Annotated in this window: 15 protein-coding genes, 2 tRNA genes and 1 pseudogene; 12 read left to right on the top strand and 6 right to left on the bottom strand. The window is 72.7% G+C overall.

Annotated features, from left to right (window positions below; genetic code table 11):
- Nucleotides 1-6: 6 nt before the first annotated feature.
- Complete coding sequence (locus B1205_RS27640; protein ID WP_089158270.1) at nucleotides 7-477, top strand: ribose-5-phosphate isomerase; 471 nt, start codon at nucleotides 7-9, stop codon at nucleotides 475-477.
- 388 nt (nucleotides 478-865) lie between these two features.
- Here the strand turns inward: B1205_RS27640 and B1205_RS33660 are convergent, their stop codons facing one another.
- Both B1205_RS33660 and B1205_RS27630 read right to left on the bottom strand, forming a co-directional pair.
- On the bottom strand, nucleotides 866-1,231 hold the full coding sequence (locus tag B1205_RS33660; protein ID WP_441338588.1) for a hypothetical protein: 366 nt from the start codon (nucleotides 1,229-1,231) through the stop codon (nucleotides 866-868).
- A gap of 301 nt (nucleotides 1,232-1,532) precedes the next feature.
- A complete protein-coding gene (locus tag B1205_RS27630; protein WP_176308835.1) occupies nucleotides 1,533-2,756 on the bottom strand; it encodes a GNAT family N-acetyltransferase in 1,224 nt (407 codons plus the stop codon).
- 99 nt (nucleotides 2,757-2,855) lie between these two features.
- Here B1205_RS27630 and B1205_RS27625 point away from each other — a divergent pair, with 99 nt between their 5' ends.
- On the top strand, nucleotides 2,856-3,389 hold the full coding sequence (locus tag B1205_RS27625; protein WP_089158267.1) for a hypothetical protein: 534 nt from the start codon (nucleotides 2,856-2,858) through the stop codon (nucleotides 3,387-3,389).
- 298 nt (nucleotides 3,390-3,687) lie between these two features.
- Nucleotides 3,688-4,812, top strand: coding sequence for an HAF repeat-containing protein (locus tag B1205_RS27620; RefSeq protein ID WP_176308834.1), 1,125 nt, complete (start codon nucleotides 3,688-3,690; stop codon nucleotides 4,810-4,812).
- A 52-nt stretch (nucleotides 4,813-4,864) separates the two neighbouring features.
- Here the strand turns inward: B1205_RS27620 and B1205_RS27615 are convergent, their stop codons facing one another.
- Nucleotides 4,865-7,714: an Hsp70 family protein gene (locus B1205_RS27615; protein ID WP_089158265.1), complete on the bottom strand. Its 2,850-nt coding sequence runs from the start codon at nucleotides 7,712-7,714 to the stop codon at nucleotides 4,865-4,867.
- Nucleotides 7,715-7,840: 126 nt separating this feature from the next.
- On the opposite strand from B1205_RS27615, the gene B1205_RS27610 reads away from it, so the two are divergent.
- Complete coding sequence (locus B1205_RS27610; RefSeq protein WP_089158350.1) at nucleotides 7,841-8,488, top strand: MOSC domain-containing protein; 648 nt, start codon at nucleotides 7,841-7,843, stop codon at nucleotides 8,486-8,488.
- A gap of 105 nt (nucleotides 8,489-8,593) precedes the next feature.
- Nucleotides 8,594-10,000 (top strand): alpha/beta fold hydrolase, encoded by a 1,407-nt coding sequence (locus B1205_RS27605; RefSeq protein WP_089158264.1) that lies wholly within the window; start codon nucleotides 8,594-8,596, stop codon nucleotides 9,998-10,000.
- A 19-nt stretch (nucleotides 10,001-10,019) separates the two neighbouring features.
- Here the strand turns inward: B1205_RS27605 and B1205_RS27600 are convergent, their stop codons facing one another.
- A complete protein-coding gene (locus B1205_RS27600) occupies nucleotides 10,020-10,412 on the bottom strand; it encodes a MerR family transcriptional regulator (RefSeq protein WP_089158263.1) in 393 nt (130 codons plus the stop codon).
- Nucleotides 10,413-10,527: 115 nt separating this feature from the next.
- Between B1205_RS27600 and B1205_RS27595 the strand changes: the two genes are divergently transcribed.
- Nucleotides 10,528-11,469, top strand: a complete 942-nt coding sequence (locus tag B1205_RS27595) for an alpha/beta hydrolase family protein (RefSeq protein ID WP_089158262.1) — start codon at nucleotides 10,528-10,530, stop codon at nucleotides 11,467-11,469.
- 41 nt (nucleotides 11,470-11,510) lie between these two features.
- Here B1205_RS27595 and B1205_RS27590 read toward each other — a convergent pair.
- Nucleotides 11,511-11,581 (bottom strand) — tRNA-Gly (locus B1205_RS27590).
- A 220-nt stretch (nucleotides 11,582-11,801) separates the two neighbouring features.
- Here B1205_RS27590 and B1205_RS27585 point away from each other — a divergent pair.
- From B1205_RS27585 to B1205_RS27560, 6 genes and pseudogenes are all read left to right on the top strand, one after another.
- Nucleotides 11,802-11,875: transfer RNA gene (locus tag B1205_RS27585), tRNA-Pro, on the top strand.
- Between the two features lie 148 nt (nucleotides 11,876-12,023).
- Nucleotides 12,024-13,370, top strand: a complete 1,347-nt coding sequence (gene tig / locus B1205_RS27580) for a trigger factor (RefSeq protein ID WP_176308833.1) — start codon at nucleotides 12,024-12,026, stop codon at nucleotides 13,368-13,370.
- Nucleotides 13,371-13,544: 174 nt separating this feature from the next.
- Nucleotides 13,545-14,186 (top strand): ATP-dependent Clp protease proteolytic subunit, encoded by a 642-nt coding sequence (locus tag B1205_RS27575; RefSeq protein WP_089158260.1) that lies wholly within the window; start codon nucleotides 13,545-13,547, stop codon nucleotides 14,184-14,186.
- Nucleotides 14,187-14,200: 14 nt separating this feature from the next.
- Nucleotides 14,201-14,808, top strand: a pseudogene (locus B1205_RS27570) (ATP-dependent Clp protease proteolytic subunit).
- Nucleotides 14,809-15,033: 225 nt separating this feature from the next.
- A complete protein-coding gene (gene clpX, locus B1205_RS27565) occupies nucleotides 15,034-16,326 on the top strand; it encodes an ATP-dependent Clp protease ATP-binding subunit ClpX (RefSeq protein ID WP_089158259.1) in 1,293 nt (430 codons plus the stop codon).
- 171 nt (nucleotides 16,327-16,497) lie between these two features.
- On the top strand, nucleotides 16,498-17,295 hold the full coding sequence (locus B1205_RS27560; RefSeq protein ID WP_089158349.1) for a carbon-nitrogen hydrolase family protein: 798 nt from the start codon (nucleotides 16,498-16,500) through the stop codon (nucleotides 17,293-17,295).
- A gap of 6 nt (nucleotides 17,296-17,301) precedes the next feature.
- On the opposite strand, the gene B1205_RS27555 is transcribed toward B1205_RS27560, so the two are convergent.
- On the bottom strand, nucleotides 17,302-17,523 hold the full coding sequence (locus tag B1205_RS27555; protein ID WP_089158348.1) for a hypothetical protein: 222 nt from the start codon (nucleotides 17,521-17,523) through the stop codon (nucleotides 17,302-17,304).
- Nucleotides 17,524-18,064 lie beyond the last annotated feature (541 nt).

Raw genomic sequence — 18,064 nt, 5'->3', positions numbered from 1 at the left:
CGCGGTATGCGCGTCTACCTGGGATCCGACCACGCCGGTTTCGAGCTGAAGGTGCACCTGGCCAACCACCTGGCCAAGCAGGGCTACGAGGTGGTGGACGTCGGTCCGCACGCCTTCGACCCGGACGACGACTACCCGGCGTTCTGCCTGCACACCGGCGACCGTGTGGTCGACGACCCGGGCAGCCTCGGCGTGGTGATCGGCGGTTCCGGCAACGGCGAGCAGATCGCCGCGAACAAGGTCGCTGGTGTCCGGGCGGCCCTGGCCTGGAACGTCGAGACCGCCCAACTGTCCCGGGAGCACAACGACGCGAACGTCATCGCGATCGGCGCGCGGCAGCACACGCTGGACGAGGCCACCGCCCTGGTCGAGGCGTTCCTCACCACGCCGTTCTCCGGTAATCCCCGGCACAGCCGGCGCATCGCCCAGGTGGCCGAGTACGAGCAGAGCCGCGAGCTGCCCGGCCTGCCGGCCTGACGCACGCCCGTCGCCCCCGGCCTGGCATGCCGTCGAGGCGGCGGCATCGGGATGGCGCCACTTCGGTGGGTGCACGCGGCGCATCGGGCCGTCGAGCACGGCGAGCCGCTGGCAGCCGACCCGAGCTACGCCATGGGTGTCCCAGCCGTCCCCAGACACCCATGGCGTTCCACTCGTTGCCTTCATCGGTCGTGGATGGAACGCCATGGGTGTCGCAGCCGTCCGTAGACACTCATGGCGTTCCACTCGTCGGCCGGATCGGCCACGGGTGGAACGTCATGGGTGTTGCACCGCGCCCGTTACCCGGCCGGTATGCGTCGGCCGGTCCGTGTCGGTGCCGCGGGCACGGGTCGGTGCCGGCGTGCGGCGTAGTGTCGACCGTGTGTGGTCAGCGCCCGCCTCGGGGCAGTTCCTCGCGGGGGACCCAGTTGCGGCGGACCAGCACCACCCGCTGCTCGGCCTCGGCGAGGTCGTCCTCGGTGGGGCGGGCGGCGTCCCGGGCCCGCAACGCGGCGGTGACGCTCACCTGTGAGGACCCCGAACCGACAAGGCCGCGCAGCCCTCGTTCGCCCTCGTCGGCGGTAGCGCGCCGGCCGCGTTCCGACGGTTCCGGCTCACCGCGTCTACCACCGCGCGGCGTCCTGGACCCGTCGTCCGACGGCTCCGGCTCGGGGCGCCTGCTGCCGCGCGGCGACGGCTCCGGCTCGGGGCGCCTGCTGCCACGTTGGGGCCGGGGCGTGACGTCGTCGTGCACTCCGGCCGTGCTCCCACTCGTCTCTGCGGTGCTGTCGCCGGCGCCGGCCGGTTCGCCCGTCTCGCCGTGATGCCGCAGTCGCCGTCGCCGTCGCTCCGCCTCACCCACCCCCCGACCGTACCGCCCCCGCCCGCCCCAACACCCGCGCCCACGCCGCCCCGCCTCCCGCCCCCGCCCTCCCCGCACGGCGATCATGAGGTTGGCCGGGACAACCCGGACAAATCTCCAAGCCAACTTCATGATCGACGCGTCGCGCCGCGCCGCGACGCGACGCGACGCGAGGCAGGGCGGGGTGAGGGAGTCAGAAGACTTCCATGGGGGAGGGGGCTCGGTGCCAGGTGAAGGCGGGGGTGAGGGTGGGAAGGGTGTTCGGGAGCAGTTCGCGGACCCGGCCGGTGGCGGTCAGCGCGGCCGGCGTGGTGCCGCCCAGGTACAGCTCGCCGAGGGCCCGTACGTCGCAGGCCAGCGCGGCCGGCGCGGTGGTGGCCGTGCACTCCGCCCCGGTGGGCCCGCCGACCAGTCGCCACCGGCCGGTGTTCTCCGGCAGCAGCTCGTCGGTCACCTCGATGACCACGTCCACGTCGGTGGCGTAGCGACGGGCGGCGAGTGCGGTCGGCACGTCGACGACGCGTACCCAGAGCCCGTCGGCGAGCTGCGGGGCGAGCTGTCGGGGCTCGTCCACCAGGCGCAACAGCGGCTCGTCCACGGCGGCGACCGGGAACGACAGCCGCCGGGTCAGGTCGACGGTGAGCAGCAGCCGCCACAGCGCCAGGTACGCCTCCGGGGTCGCGGCGACCACCTCGCCGACCTGCACCTCGCCCCGGGGGACCTCACCGGCCCAGCCTTCCTTCGTCCGGTAGAGCGCGTACCCGTCGAGCCCGTCCGGGCCCTCGTGCAGCAGCACCCGGCGTTCGGTCGCCCCGCCCCGCCCGCTCTTCGCGTCCGCCAGCACGTACGCCCACCAGCGCTCGTCCCGGCGCGACCAGCCGGGGCGGTCGGCGCGCGTCCGCTCGTACAGTCGGGCCAGTTCGTGCCGGTGCGCGGCGGGCCGGGCCAGGCGTAGCGTGCCCTCGGCGGGGGTCGGGGCGGGTAGCCGCAGCCCGGTGGTGTCGGCGGCCAGCATCAGCCGTTGGGCCGCCGAGCCGTAACCGAACCGGGGGTAGATGCGGCCCTCGCTGGCCCAGAGCACCGCGACCGGCTCCCGGCCGGCGTCGCGGATCTCCCGGAGCTGTCGCCGCATCAGCCCGGTGAGCAGGCCCCGGCGGCGGTGCGTCGGTGCGACCGCCACCATGGTCACGTGGGCGGCCGGCACGTCGACCCCCGGTACGGCGAGGTCGCGGCTGAACGCGGCGGCGTGCGCGACCGCGGTGCCGCCGTCGCGGACCAGCAGCGACCGTTCCGGCTCGAAGAGCGGCCGTTCGACCTCCTGCACCGCCGGGTCGAGGCCGACGTGGTGGAAGGCCAGCGCCAGCAGCGCGGCGATCTCGTCGAAGTCCTCGGCCCGGGGCACCACCGCGTCGGTCATCGCCCGTGTGTACCCCATCGATGTCGGGGTCGGCACCCTATTTGCCGGGTGGCTACCCTCGGAACTGTGGCCGACGTCGGTCGAGGGGGAGGACGGAAGATGGCGGACCAGACACAGCCGTGGGCGGAGCGCACCGTGGAGGTGCCGCCCGAGCCGGGAATGGTGCCCCCGCAGCGGGACGCGTTCCAGCGCGGGGTGGCTGCGGTCGGAGGCCGGCCCCGTACGCCCCGCACGGAGCAGTTCCCCACGGTGGAGCACGGCGACTGGGCCGGCGAGCCGGCGCCGCGCCGGTCGATGGGCTGGCACCTGGCGCAGGCCCGCCGCGGCGGGGAGTGGAGCGCCGCCGGAGCCCTGTTCGCGTTCGTCTGCTGGGGCATCTGGGCGATCTCCGGTCGGGGTGACCTGGTCACACCGCTGCTCACGTTCGTGCTCAGCCTGCTCACCGCGGTCGGCCTGTTCGCGCTGGCCCGGCTGCTCGGCCGGCTGATCCTGGAGCGGCAGCTCGGGCGGGTGCGCCGCAGCGCCCGCGGCGCGCACATGATCACCGCGCTGTTCCTGGCCGGGGTGGGGGTGGCCTACCTCCAGCAGACCGAGTGGGTGGTCTCCGCCTGGAACTGGATCACCGGCAACTGAGCCGCCGTGGCCGCGGGCGGGACGGCGTCGTGCCGCCCGCCCGCGCGCCCGGTCGCGGTATGCCGCGACGCCGGTCGTCACTCCACCAGGACGGCGCTGGCATTACCCCACCCCGGCCGGTTCATCCGTCGCCCGTCGGGTGGAGCGGCTACCGCTGCTCGCCGTCGGCCTTCGGTGAGGCGACGCGCGCCGCCGGGGTGCGCGGGTGGAAACAGCGGCCGTAACCGTCGCGTAAGGTCCCCCGGCATCCCGGGACCCGATCATGTACTCGATCGCAGTGGTTCACGAGGGGACTTCGATGAGTCGACTACAGCGCGTCCTGGCCTGCCTGACCGTGGTGACCGTCGGCGTGGCCGGCCCGCCGGGTGTGGCGTCCGCGGCCACCACCCTGCCCACCTACACGTACGTCGACCTGGGCACGATCGGCGTGCCGAGCACCGGGGAACCGGCCGGCAGTGACGCGTACGCGCTGGCCGCCGACGGCACCGTGGTGGGTGTCTCGACCGTCGACGGGATCTACAACCACCACGCGTTCTCCTGGGCCGGTGGGGTGATGACGGACCTCGGCACGATCTACCCCGGCCCGTACAGCGCCAGCGTCGCCAACGGCGTGAACGGGCGGGGGGTCGTCGTCGGCTCGACGAACGTCGACGCCACCGAACCGCCGCACGCCTTCCGGTACGCCGGTGGCGTGCTCACCGACCTCGGCACCGGCTACGGCGCGGGCAGCGGCAGCCAGGCCAACGACGTCAACGACAGTGGCACCGTCGTCGGCACCCGGTATGAGCGGCAGGGCGCACCGACCCGGGCGGCCGTCTGGCGGGACGGCCGGATCGTCGACCTCGGCACGCTCGGCGGCCGGGCCGGACAGTGGGGCACCGACAGCATCGCCTACGCGGTGAACGGGGCCGGGCAGGTGGTCGGCGGCGCGCTCACGCCGGGCGGCGCGCTGCACGCGTTCGTGTGGACGGGCGGCGCCCTGACGGACCTGGGGACGCTCGGTGGGGTCACCGAGTCCACGTACGCCCGGGACATCAGCGACTCCGGCCACGTCGTGGGCGCATCCCAGAACCGCTCCGGGCAGGTGCACGCGACGCTGTGGCGGGCCGGAACCGTCCGTGACCTCGGCACGCTCGGCGGCAACTACTCGGAGGCGCGGGCGGTCAACGACGCCGGGCAGGTGGTGGGCCTGGCCCGTACGGCCGGCGGACAGCCCTACCCCGAGCGGGCGTTCCTGTGGCAGGGCGGCCGGATGGTCGACCTCAACGGGCGGGTACGCGGGCTGCCGTCCGGGGTGACGCTACGGTCGGCGGAGGACGTGAACGACGACGGGCTGATCGTCGGCTTCGCCTGCCCCTTCGACTGCGCCGCGGGGGGCGACGCGGCCCGCCGGGCGTACCTGCTGGTGCCGACCGCGCGCTGACCGGGCGGCCGGGGGAGAGGTACGGGCACGGGGATGGACCGTGGCGCCGGGCTCAGCCGGCGAACCGGTACAGCCTGAACTCCTTCTCCGCGCCGCACACCAGCACCTCGGTGTTCCAGGAGCAGGACTCGCTGCGGATCTGCGGCACCTCGCCCATCTCGACCGGCTTGCCGTCCACCGCCATCCCGGCGAGGGTGCGGTCGTCCTCGGAGCTGCTCGGCGCCTTGGTGAACAGCAGCAGGTTGCCGGCGTCCAGCCGGACGGCCACCCCGTCGCGGTCCCGCAGCACCGGGCTGCCGTCCGGGGCGAACAGGGTCACCGCGTCCTGCGGCTGGTCCCGCGCGGCGAGCAGGTGTTCGCCGAACGGGACCAGTCGTTCCGCCCGCGGTGCCGGCCAGTGCCGGCTGCCCTCGCCCTCGGTCACCACCACCACCCGGGTGCCGTCCGCCCCGGCGGAGGGCGTCTCCAGCAGGCAGGCGCGGTGCTTCCCGCAGGTGACCAGCGTCTCCGCCCGGCTGTTCGGCTCCGCCGCCTCGTACCGCACGTCGGGCGTGCCGAGGTCGCCCAGGTCGTAGGAGAGCAGCCGCAGGCCCCGGTCGTTCTCCGTCACGTACAGCCGGTCGTCACGGGCGGCCACCGGGTCGTCGAGGTCCGCCACGTTGCCCCGGCTTCGCAGGACCTTTCCGCTGTCGATGGCCACGACCCGCACCGAGCGGTCCGCGCCCACCTGCACCAGCCGGTCGGCCTTGCCCGACCACGGCACGCGCGGCGAGCCGTCCGGGTATCCGGCGCCGTCGAGGGCCGCGCCGGTGCCGACCGGCACCACCACCGTGCGGGTGTCGCCGTACTCGCTGCGCGGGTTGGCCCGCTCCCACCGCTGCCGGCCGTCCTTGAGCCGCAGGCCGACCAGGCGGTTGCCGGTGCGGTCCAACCAGACCACCGTGTCGGCGCCGAGGAAGACCTCGTCGTCGCCGTGCACGCGGAGGTCCCACCGCTGGTCGCCGGAGTCGCCGTCGAGGACCAGCAGGGGGCGGGGCGTGCTGCTGCCGGAGGCGTCGGCGAGCACGGCGACGCCGTCGGGCAGCGCCCGGATCCCCGCCCAGCGGTCCGCGGTCACCCCGGTCGGTTGCGCCCACAACGTCTTCCCGGTCGCGGTGTCGACCGCCACCACCCGGAGGCGGTCGTCGGGCAGCGGGTAGGCCAGGTAGGCGCGGTCGGCCAGGGTCGCGGTGAACATGTCGCCGGGCCGCTCGTCGCCGGTGGACACCCGGCCGACCAGCTCCGGCGTGTGGAAGTCCAGCGCCGGGTGCCGGTCCCGGAACACCCAGAGCAGCGTCGCGGCGGTCACGCCCACCACCACGAGACCCGCGCCCAGCGCGAGCCTGCGGCCCCGCCGGCCGCGTCCCGCCGGGCCGCCGCCGGGGGAGAACGGCATCGGGGGTACGCCGGGGGCGGCCGCCGCCGGGGGACCGGGCGGTGCCGGGGGTACGCCGGGGGCGGCGTACGCCGGTGCGCCCGGGACGGCGGCCGCGTACGCCGGCGCTCCGGGGCCGGCGTGCGCGACGGCCGGGGCGTACCCCGTCGGGGTCGGCGTGGCGACCAGCGTGTCGTGCCGGCCGGCCGGCGCGTCGGGCAGCGTGCCGTGCGGTCCGTGCGCGGCCTTCGTGGTGCCGGTGGTCGCGGGGGCGGTGGTCGCGTCCGGTCCCACGCGGTCGTCCGCCGGCTCGGTGCGCACCGGCGGCGGCGCGGGCCGGCGGGCCGAGCGGGGCAGCGGCAGGTCGGTCAGCGCTCCCTCGGCGACCGGCAGTTCCGGCTGCTCCAGCACGGTCGGCGCGATGCCCAGCTCGGCGTGCAGCAGCCGGGCCACCAGCGGCACCCGGGTCGACCCGCCGACCAGGAAGAGCCCGGCGAGCTGCTCCGGGCGCAGCCCGGCGGCGGCGGTGACGGCCCGGGTCTCGGCGACCGCGCGGGCCAGCAGCGGCGCGGCGAGACGCTCGAAGTCGTCCCGGGTCAGCGGCACCGCCGCCTCCACCCCCGGTACGGCCACGGGCGCGACCATGGCCCGGGAGAGCATCTCCTTGGCGCCCCGGACGTGGTCCCAGAGCTGCTGCCGGTCCCGCCGGTCGGCGGTCGTCGCCGGTTCGGTCAACCGGGCCCACTGCTCCGGGTGGGTCGGTCGCACCAGCTCGCCGAGCCGGCCGACCAGCACCGCGTCCAGGTCGAGGCCGCCGAGGTCGGCGAGCCCGCCGGTGGCGACGAGGTGGAAGCCGGAGTCGCCCCACGGGTCGGCGCCCTCGTTGCGCAGCACCGCGACGTCGAGCGTGCCGCCGCCGAAGTCGAACACCGCCACCGAGCCGCCGACCGGCACCGGCCGGCGCAGCACCTGGGTGTGGTAGCGGGCCGCGGCCACCGGCTCACGCAGCAGCCGGGTGCCGGGGGCGATCGGCCCGGCGAGCGTGTGCTCGGCCGCCGCCGGCCAGCCGGCGAGTTCCAACGCGTCGTGCAGCACCTGCCGTCGCGGCGGCGTCCAGGCCGCCGGATGCGTCACCACCGCCGGGGGCAGCAGGCCGACCGCGGCCACCGCCGCGTCCGCGACCGCGCGCAGCGTCGCGGCCAGCAGCTCCGCCGGCCGGTACGCCCGGCCGCCCAGGTCGACGGTCTCCTCGTCGATCCGTCGCTTCGGGTTCGGCTCGTAGCCGGTCGGGTCGGCCTGGGCCAGGCGTTGGGCATCCCGCCCGACGTGCAGGTGGCCGTCGGTGTCCGCGTACACGCCGGACGGCAGGATCGGCTGGCCGTCGATGAGCAGCGGACGGGTACGCCCGTCCGGCCGGCGCAGCACCGCCACCGTGTTCGAGGTGCCGAGGTCCACGCCCAGGGCGAAGCCGTCCTGCTGGCCTGACATCCGTAGCTACCTCCACCGAGAAGGGGACGACCGGCCCCGCATGGTACGCAGCCCGCGCCGCCCGCCTCCCGGCCGCTGCGGGAAAGGGATGGCCGGGTCGCACCGTCAGCGCCTACCGTGGCCGCCATGATGGTGCTCTCCGTCAACGTCGGCCGGCCCCGCCCCAACCCGTGGAAGGGCATCGAGTCGACCGGCATCGACAAGCGGCCCGTCGACGGCCCGGTGCACGTCACCGCGCCCGGTCCCAAGGGCACCGGCGAGGTCGGCCTGGCCGGCGACCGGGTCTACGACGTCGCCCACCACGGCGGCACCGACCAGGCGGTCTACGCGTACGCCCGGGAGGACCTGGACCGCTGGGCGGGCGAGCTGGGCCGCCCGCTGGGCAACGGCAGCTTCGGGGAGAACCTCACCACCGCCGGGCTGGACGTCAACGGCGCGCTGATCGGCGAGCGGTGGCGGATCGGCGCCGACCTGGTCCTGGAGGTGTCCACCACGCGGATCCCGTGCGGCACGTTCCAGGGCTGGCTGGGCGAACGCGGCTGGCTCAGGCGGTTCACCGACGCCGTGGTGCCGGGGGCCTACCTACGGGTGATCTCGCCCGGCAGCGTCGCCGCCGGGGATCCGGTGGAGATCGTGCACCGGCCCGACCACGACGTGACGGTGGCGCTGCTGTTCCGGGCGGTGATGCGGGAGCCGGAACTGCTGCCCCGGCTGACGGTGGCCGACGCCCTGCCGGAGGAGGACAAGGAGCGGATCCGCCGGCGACTGCCCTGACCGCCGGATCGACGGATCTCCGGGTCGCCTCCGGGTGATCGCCGATGGGTTCCGGGTGCCCCGCCGCAGAAGGATGGACCGGCGTCGGAAAACTCGGGAGGTCCCATGTCCGGTCGTGTCGTCGCCGTTGCCGCCGCCGTGCTCACGCTCCTCGCCGGGGTGCCCGGCCCGGCCCGCGCCGATCCCGCACCGCCCGCGCTGACCTGGGGCGAGTGCGCCGACGACCTGCCGGACGTCCCGCCCGACCCGGGCGTACGGTGCGCCCGGCTCCGCCTGCCGGTGGACTGGGCACGGCCGTACGGGCCGACGTTCGACCTGGCGGTGGCGCGCCGCGCCGCGCGCACTCCGCAGGAGCGGATGGGCACGCTGGTGTTCGGGCCGGGCGGTCCGGGTGACTCGGGTGTGGAACGCATCCGCCGGGGCGACCGGTTCAGCGACGAGCTGCTCGACCGGTTCGACCTGGTCAGCTTCGACCCGCGCACCGTGGCCCGCTCCGCCGCGCCGGTCTGCACGCCGGATCCGACGCGGCGTCGACCGCCGGTCCCACTGACCAGTCAGGCCGACTTCGACGCCGCCGTGGCCTACAACCGGGCGCTGTGGGACCGGTGCCGCCCGACCAGCCCCGTCTTCGACCACGCCGACACGCTCAGCACCGTGCACGACCTGGAGGCGCTACGCCGTGCCCTGGGCGAACCGCGGCTGACGTTCCACGGCAGCTCGTACGGCACGCTGCTGGGTCAGCAGTATGCCGAGCGCTATCCCGACCGGGTGCGGGCCGTCGTGCTGGAGGGTGTGTTCGACCACGGCCTCGGCGTGCGGCCCTTCGTGCGGTCCCAGGCGGCCGCCCTGCAGGACGCGTTCGACGAGTTCGTCTCCTGGTGCGACCGGTCGACCGAGTGTGTGCTCCACGGCCGGGACGTGCGGGCGGTCTGGGCCGGGGTGCTGACCCGCGCCGACCACGGCGAGTACGCCCCGCGTACCGCCTTCGACGTCACCGCCGTGGCGCTGGGCGCGCTCGCCGGGCCGCGCTGGCCACAACTGGCCGCCACCGTGCGGGACATGGACGCGGGCGTCCCGCCCGCCGAGCCGAAGCTCCCGATCGCCGTCGCGGCCTTCTGCGCGGACTGGCCGGCCCCGGTGCGCGACTACGACGACTACGCGGGCCTGGTCCGGGCGGCGCGGGCGGCCGCGCCCGACGTCCGGTACGGCGCCGGGCTGCTGGCGGTGCAGACCTGCCTCGGCTGGCCGTCCCCGGTGCGCAACCCGCCGCACCGCCTGCGGGTGCACACCCGCACGCCGCTGCTGCTGCTCAACGCCCGGCACGACCCGCGCACCGGTTACGCCTGGGCCACCGACGTGGCCCGTCAACTGGGCCGGCACGGGCGGCTGGTCACGTACGAGGGGTGGGGGCACGGCTCCTACCTGCGCACCGACTGCACGATCGCGGTGGTGGACCGGTATCTCGTCGACGTGGCGCTGCCCGCCCGGGGCGCCCGGTGCCCGGCGGGCTGAGCCCGCGTCCGAGGTCCCGTCACGACTCGCGGTCCGGCGGCCCGGCGGCGCGGCACACGGCGCCGGTGAACATGTTGTCGGTCGCGTTGGTGATCACCGCGTCGAGCCGGTCGCGGGTCCGGACGAGGTTAGTGATGCGCTGGTCGATCTGTTCCCGCTCGACCGCCAACTGCCTGATCAGCGCCGGGGTGGCCCGGTCGTCGACGACGCACGGCAGCAGCCCGACGATGGCCCTGCTGGTCAGCCCGGCCCGGTACAGCTGTTGGATCAGCCGGACCCGCTCGACCGCGCTCTCGGGATACCGGCGGTGGCTGCTCGAACCGCGTTCGGCGGTGAGCAGGTTCTGCTGCTCGTAGTAGCGCAGCGCCCGCACGCTGACGCCGGTGCGGGCGGCCAGTTCGCCAATGCGCATCTCGACTCTTCCCTGCGACGTGGTTCACACGACTTGAATCTGACGTCAACGTCACGTTCTAGCGTAGTCGCGGGTCGACACGCCGGCCCTCGGCTCCGTCTGGAGGAAACCCCGCATGATCACGTACGAGACGACCGGTCTCACCGGTCCCGCGCCCACGGCGACCGTGTCGGTGAAGCCGATCGTGCTCCCGATGCCAGAACGCGGTGCGGACCTGCACGTACGCGTCTCCGCGCCGGTCACCGGTAGCAGCCTGCCGGTGGTGGTGTTCGCACACGGGTACGGCTCGAACCTTGACGGCTACGCCCCGCTCGTGGACCACTGGGCGGCTCACGGCTTCGTCGTGGTCCAGGCCACCCACCTGGACTCCCGGCGCCTCGACGTCGCCGCGGACCCGTCCCGCAGACCGCACCTCTGGCTCCACCGGGTGCGGGACATGACCCGGATCCTCGACAACCTCGACGTCCTGGAAGCCTCGGTGCCCGGGCTGGCCGGCCGGGCCGACCACGGTCGCGTCGTCGCGGCCGGGCACTCCTTCGGCGGCCAGACCGCCGGCATCCTCGTGGGCCTGCGCGTCGCCGACCCGGTGACCGGCGTCGCGCGGGACCTGTCCGACCCCCGGGTCATGGCCACTGTCCAGTTGGCCACCGCCGGCCGGGGCGGCGACGAGCTGACCCCGTTCGCCCTCGAAGTCGCGCCCTGGCTGCGTGACCAGGACTTCTCGCACATCACCGCGCCCGGTCTCGTCGTCGCCGGCGACCGGGATGAACTTCCGTTGTCCACGCGGGGAGCGTCCTGGACGACCGACCCCTACACCCTGGCCCGCGGCGACAAGAGCCTGCTGACCGTCTTCGGCGGCCAGCACTCGCTCGGCGGCATCTCCGGTTACGACGCGGCCGAGACCACCGACCAACACCCCGGCCGGGTCGCGCTCGTCCAGCAGGTCACCCTCGCCTACCTGCGGCACGTCACCGGCGTCGACCACACCGACTGGCGGACCGCCCAGACTGTCCTGGCCGGCGGGCACCACGAACTCGGCCGGCTCGAATCCAAGTAGGCGCCGGCACCATCACGCGGTTGACGTGCGCCATTCTGCGGAGCGGGCGACGGGAATCGAACCCGCGTAGTCAGTTTGGAAGACTGAAGCTCTACCATTGAGCTACGCCCGCGTGCACCCCGCGACGGCGGGGCGCACGCGACAGCGTACCGAATCCCGACGCCGGACGTGCATCGCGTACCCCTACGGGCTGGCGGGCCGCAAGATCCACGCATGGTCGGCGAAGTGGCTGCTTCCCCCCGATCAGGATCCCGCCACCTCGCCGAAACGGCGGGCGGCTCGGGCCCGGTCACCCACGCTGGGGCCCGGACGGCATACACTCTTCGTCGCCACGGGGTGTGGCGCAGCTTGGTAGCGCACTCGCTTTGGGAGCGAGGGGCCGTGGGTTCAAATCCCGCCACCCCGACTGTCGTTCGCGACCGGATGGTCCCGGGAACCGCCGGTTTCTCCGCGCGGTGCCCGGGCGCTGCCGATGCCGCAGCCCGGCTCGCCTACACTCGATGCGCGCAATCACGCCCCAGACTCAAAACCAGATCCGTTCAAGGAGTACGCCTGTGAAGAGCACCGTCGAGACTCTGAGCCCGACGCGCGTGCGGCTCGCCATCGAGGTGCCGTTCGTCGAGCTCGAGCCGAGCCTCAAGAAGGCGTACCGGGAGATCGGCCAGCAGGTCCAGGTTCCCGGCTTCCGCCGGGGCAAGGTCCCCGCCGCCGTGATCGACCAGCGGGTGGGCCGGGGGACCGTCCTGAACGAGGCGATCCAGGAGGCCATCCCGCAGAACATCCTCGCCGCGGTCCGGGAGCACGACCTGAAGACGCTCGGCCGTCCCGAGGTCGACATCACCGAGTTCAACGACGGTGACTCGCTGACCTTCACCGCCGAGGTCGACGTCCGCCCGGAGATCACCCTGCCGGACCCGGCCACCATCGAGGTGACCGTCGACGAGATCCAGATCGCCGACAGCGAGATCGACGAGCAGGTCAGCAGCCTGCGTGAGCGGTTCGCCACGCTGAAGACCGTCGAGCGGGCCGCTCAGGAGGGCGACTTCGTCCAGATCGACCTGAACGCCACGGTGGACGGCGAGGACGTGCCGGGCGGTTCGGCGAGCAACATCTCCCACGAGGTCGGCAGCAAGCAGCTCCTGCCGGGCCTGGACGAAGCGCTGGTCGGCCTGGCCGCCGGCGACAGCACCACCTTCACCACCCAGCTCGTCGGCGGCGACTACGCCGGTCGGGACGCCGAGGTGGCGGTGACCGTCCGCACGGTCAAGGAGAAGGAGCTGCCGGAGCTCGACGACGACTTCGCGCAGATGGCCAGCGAGTTCGACACCATCGAGGAGCTGCGGGGCGACGTGCGCGAGCGGGTCACCCGGGGCAAGCAGGTCGAGCAGATCTACGCCGCCCGCGACAAGGCCCTGGAGCAGATGGTCGCCGCCGCCGAGGTGCCGGCGCCGGAGGGCGTCGTCAAGGAGGAGGTCGAGAGCCGCAAGGCCGCGATGGTCGACCAGCTCGAGCGCATCGGCGCCTCCCTGGAGGAGTACCTCGCCGCGGAGGAGAAGACCGAGGAGCAGATCGACACCGAGCTGACCGAGGCCGCGACCGACGGCGTCAAGATCCAGCTCCTGCTCGACACGCTGGCCGACGCCGAGGACGTGCAGGTCTCCGACGACGAGTTCGGCCACGAGATCGTGCACCGGGCGCAGCGCGCCGGCATGGCCCCCCAGCAGTACTACGACCAGCTGGCCCGTTCCGGTGCCGCGGCGGCCGTCTTCGGCGACGTCCGTCGGGGCAAGGCGCTCGCCGCCGTGATGGAGAAGATCAAGATCAAGGACGCGGCGGGCAACGAGGTCTCCCTCGACGCGCTGCGGGCCCAGAACGAGGCCGAGCACGACCACCAGCACTGATCGTCAGGGCGTCGGCCGCCGTCCCGCGCTGCGCGCCGGGCGGCGGCCGAAACCCTTTCCGGGGTACGCCGACCGGGTGACTGCGCTGTGAGCGAACAGTGCCCCGACCGGGAGTACGCCTACCGGACGAGCGGTTAGTGTCGGACAGGACGGTACGGAGAGCGAAGGGCTGCCATGACCGACATGCACATCCCCAAGAAGTCGCTCCGGGCGATCGAGGCCCGTGGTGGCGACTCCATTGGCAACCTCGACGACTCGGTCTACAACCGGTTGCTCAAGGAACGGATCATCTTCCTGGGCAGCGAGGTGAACGACCAGGTGGCCAACCGCATCTGCGCGCAGCTGCTGCTGCTCGCCGCGGAGGACCCGGACCGCGACATCTTCCTCTGGATCAACTCGCCGGGTGGCTCGGTCTACTCCGGCATGGCGATCTACGACACCATGCAGTACATCGACAACGACGTGTCGACCGTGGCCATGGGCATGGCCGCCTCGATGGGCCAGCTCCTGCTCTGCGCCGGCACCAAGGGCAAGCGCTACGCCCTGCCGCACGCGCGGATCATGATGCACCAGCCCTCGGGTGGTCTCGGCGGCACCGCGTCGGACATCGCGATCCAGGCCGAGCAGATGCTCTACACCAAGCGGATGTTCCAGGAGCGGGTGGCGCACCACACCGGCCAGTCCCAGGCCCAGATCGAGGCGGACTCGGACCGCGACCGCTGGTTCACCGCCCAGGAGGCCATGGACTACGGCTTCATCGACAAGGTGATCATCGGGGCCGCGCAGGTTCCGGATGGCGCCGGGACCCTGAGCTGACCGAGGAGCTGACGATGACCGACCTGAGCCTGCCGCCCCAGTTCGCGGCCGTGCACAACCGCTACGTCCTGCCGTCGTTCGTCGAGCGCACGTCGTACGGGATGAAGGAGTCGAACCCCTACAACAAGCTCTTCGAGGACCGGATCATCTTCCTCGGGGTCCAGGTGGACGACGCGTCGGCCAACGACGTGATGGCCCAGCTGCTGACGTTGGAGGGCACCGACCCGGACCGCGACATCATCATGTACATCAACTCGCCGGGCGGGTCCTTCACCGCCATGACGGCGATCTACGACACCATGCAGTACGTCCGGCCGGACATCCAGACCGTCTGCCTCGGGNGGCGCTGCCGAACTCCCGGATCATCATCCACCAGCCGGCCACCGAGGGCGGCTACGGTCAGGGCTCGGACATCGAGATCCAGGCCCGGGAGATCCTGCGGATGCGGACGCAGTTGGAGGACATGCTGTCCCGCCACTGCAACCGGCCGATCGAGCAGGTCCGCAAGGACATCGACCGTGACAAGATCATGACGGCCGAGGAGTCCAAGGAGTACGGGCTGGTCGACACCATCCTGACCAGCCGCAAGAAGGGTCTGCTGGCGTCCCACGCCGCAGGCTGAGCACGTAGGGGGTCCGAGGTCGGTCGGGAGTGGTTCCCGGCCGGCCTCTGACACACCCGTTTTGGGGGTCGGAGAAAACCCGGCCACCGGGTAACGTCGGGTCTGTACCGCTCCCGGTCGGGTCCGGTGGAGCCGACAGCATGGTGGGACGACAGGACGGACGGGCGCCGTGGCGTTCGCAGGTCAGGGCCGGTGCTCCGGCCGATGAGTGCAGGGAGAACGTAGGTGGCACGGATCGGTGACGGCGGCGACCTACTGAAGTGCTCCTTCTGTGGCAAGTCACAGAAGCAGGTCAAGAAGCTCATCGCGGGGCCCGGGGTCTACATCTGCGACGAGTGCATCGATCTCTGCAACGAGATCATCGAGGAGGAGCTGGCCGAGTCCGGCGAGGTGAAGTGGGAAGAGCTTCCCAAGCCGATGGAGATCTGCCAGTTCCTCGACAACTACGTCGTCGGCCAGGAGCAGGCCAAGAAGGCGCTCGCCGTCGCGGTCTACAACCACTACAAGCGGATCCAGGCCGAGGCAGCCGGCGCCCCCGGTTCCGGCAGCGACGGCGTGGAGCTGGCGAAGTCCAACATCATGCTGCTCGGCCCCACGGGCTGCGGCAAGACCCACCTGGCGCAGACCCTGGCCCGGATGCTCAACGTGCCGTTCGCGATCGCGGACGCCACCGCGCTGACCGAGGCGGGCTACGTCGGCGAGGACGTGGAGAACATCCTCCTCAAGCTGATCCAGGCCGCCGACTACGACATCAAGCGCGCCGAGACCGGCATCATCTACATCGACGAGGTCGACAAGATCGCCCGCAAGTCGGAGAACCCGTCGATCACCCGGGACGTCTCCGGCGAGGGTGTGCAGCAGGCGCTGCTCAAGATGTTGGAGGGCACGGTCGCCAACGTGCCGCCGCAGGGCGGTCGGAAGCACCCGCACCAGGAGTTCATCCAGATCGACACCACGAACGTGCTGTTCATCTGCGGTGGCGCGTTCGCCGGCCTCGACCAGATCATCGAGGCCCGCACCGGGTCCGGCGGCACCGGCTTCGGCGCCCGGCTCCGGTCGGTGTCGGAGCGGTCGACCGACGACATCTTCAGCCAGGTCATGCCGGAAGACATGTTGAAGTTCGGGCTGATCCCCGAGTTCATCGGCCGGCTCCCGGTGATCACCAATGTGCGCAGCCTCGACCGTGGTGCCCTGGTCAAGATCCTCACCGAGCCGCGTAACGCGTTGGTCCGGCAATATCAGCGCCTGTTCGAGCTGGACGGCGTCGAGCTGGAGTTCGAGCAGCCGGCGCTGGAGGCCATCGCCGACCAGGCCATGCTCCGCGGCACCGGGGCCCGTGGCCTGCGGGCCATCATGGAAGAGGTGCTCCTCTCCGTGATGTACGAGGTGCCGAGCAACCCCGACGCCGCCCGGGTGCTGATCACCCGCGAGGTCGTCCTGGAGAACGTCAACCCGACCATCGTGCCCCGCGAGTTCACCGGCCGGCGCCGGCGGGACCGCGAGGAGAAGTCGGCCTGACCACCACCGCGACCGCGCCCGGGTCAGCTCGGGCGCGGTTCGCGTGACCGGGTCCGCCGGCCTGACTCGCCCGACGCAGTGACCAGCATCATCACGATGCTCGCCGCCGCGTTCGTGCTCGCTGGCGTCTCAGCCCTGTCGCCTGCCGTCCTTCGCCCGTACCCTCGGGTCATGCGTGTCGCCGTCTGCCAGCTCAACGCCCGCGACGACCGGGCGGCGAACCTCGCCGCCGCCGAGGCCCTGCTCGTCCGGGCCGCGGCGGGCGGCGCCGACCTCGCCCTCCTCCCGGAGTACGTCGACTACCTGGGGCACGGCGACCGGATGCCGCCGGCGGAACCGGTCGACGGGACGGTGGGGCGCTTCTTCGCCGAGACCGCCCGCCGGCTCGGCATGTGGGTGATCGCCGGCTCGTTCCACGAGGCCGGGCCGGATCCGCGGCACACCTGGAACACGTCCCTGGTCTTCGACCGCGAGGGTGCGCTCGCCGCCGCGTACCGAAAGATCCATCTGTACGACGTGGAGATCCCCGGCCGGGTTTCCTACCACGAGTCGTCCACCGTCGCGGCGGGGGAGAAGCCGGTCGTGGTGGACGTCGAAGGGCTGCGGGTCGGCCTGTCCATCTGTTACGACCTGCGGTTCCCCGAGTTGTACCGGCAGCTCGCCGTCGACGGCGGCGCGGAGCTCCTGGTCGTGCCGGCCGCGTTCATGGCGCACACCGGACGGGACCACTGGGAGGTGTTGCTGCGGGCTCGCGCGATCGAGAACCAGTGCTTCGTGGCGGCGGCCGGCCAGACCGGTGACCACGACCCGGGCCGGACGTGTTTCGGGCGGAGCATGGTGGTGGACCCGTGGGGAACGGTGATGAGTCAGGTCCCCGACGGCCCCGGCCTGGCGGTCACCGAACTGGACCTGGACCGGCTTCGGACCATCCGGGCCGAACTGCCGAGCCTCGCCAACCGGCGGCTGTGAGCGGCCTCAGCCCTCAAGGAGCACGCCGATCACGGCGAAGCCGATGATCGCCGCGGCGGTGACGAGCAGCGCCGTGGTCATCCGGGACGGGCCGCGCCGGATCAGCCGCCCCACCGACAGCACCACCACCGCCAGCACGAAGGCCCCGATGACCAGTTGCCAGAACGGCAGCAGGAGTCCGATCAGGGCCTCCTCGGCGAGAGCCGGGAACCGGGACAGGTCAGCCATGCCGACCACTCTGGCACGGCGGGTCGCCCGGTGGACCCCTCCGTGGGGTTCCTCTTCCGGATCGCCCACGACAGGCTATCGACGATCACTGATTTGCCTTCCCGGGTCCGTCCGCGTAACTTTCTCTCTGCACGAGGGAGGCCGGGGCAAACCGGCTGAGAACGGGCACCAGGCCGGTGGCGGAAACGCCGAGCCGGGCTGGGGATTCGGGCGGTGCGGCAACTCCGGAAACACGGAGTTGCGAATGCGAAACCGGCCGGGTAAGGTTTGAAAGCCGGCAGGGAGCCGGGCGGGTGGTCGCGAGAGCGACGCCGGCCGGTCCGCCGGAAACCACGAAAGCCACGACCGCCGGAAACGGCGAGCGTCAGCGTGGATCGGCTCGAACCAAGTTGATGACCTCGGATACGAGGTTGACAGCGGAAGTCGAGCCGGGTAAGTTAGAGAGGTTGCCCCAAGCGGGGGTGCTCCTAGCGGGAGCGCTTCGGGTTGGTGTGTGGTTGTTCTTTGAGAACTCAACAGGGTGCTTGATAAGCCAGTGCCA

It is taken from the genome of Micromonospora sp. NBS 11-29 (assembly GCF_002140155.1).
GTDB lineage: Bacteria > Actinomycetota > Actinomycetes > Mycobacteriales > Micromonosporaceae > Micromonospora.
The sequence above is the reverse complement of the archived record's forward strand: the minus strand, read 5'-3'. Positions and strand labels throughout refer to the sequence as shown.